The following is a 207-nucleotide window of genomic DNA, read 5'->3' on the forward strand; positions in this document are numbered from 1 at the left end:
CCCGTCCGCCAGCGGGGGCGGCGGCAGCACGCGGCGCTTGAAATTGGCGTCGGCGTAGTAGCGCAGTTTCTTCGCCCGAATAGGCGCGACGCTGGACACCATCACCACGGCGTCATCTGGCGGAAGCTGCATCACTTCGCCTGGGGTGAGCAGCGGACGTGCGGTTTCCTGCCGGGACACCATCAGATGCCCGAGCCACGGCGCAAG

General features: G+C 67.6%; 1 protein-coding gene. It reads right to left on the reverse strand.

Features of this window, described 5'->3' with window-relative positions; translation table 11 throughout:
• On the reverse strand, nucleotides 1-207 hold a 207-nt coding region (locus LO50_RS23295; RefSeq protein WP_044316521.1), incomplete at both ends, for a type IV secretory system conjugative DNA transfer family protein.

This window comes from Stutzerimonas stutzeri (assembly GCF_000935215.1).
In the GTDB taxonomy this organism is placed as follows: domain Bacteria; phylum Pseudomonadota; class Gammaproteobacteria; order Pseudomonadales; family Pseudomonadaceae; genus Stutzerimonas.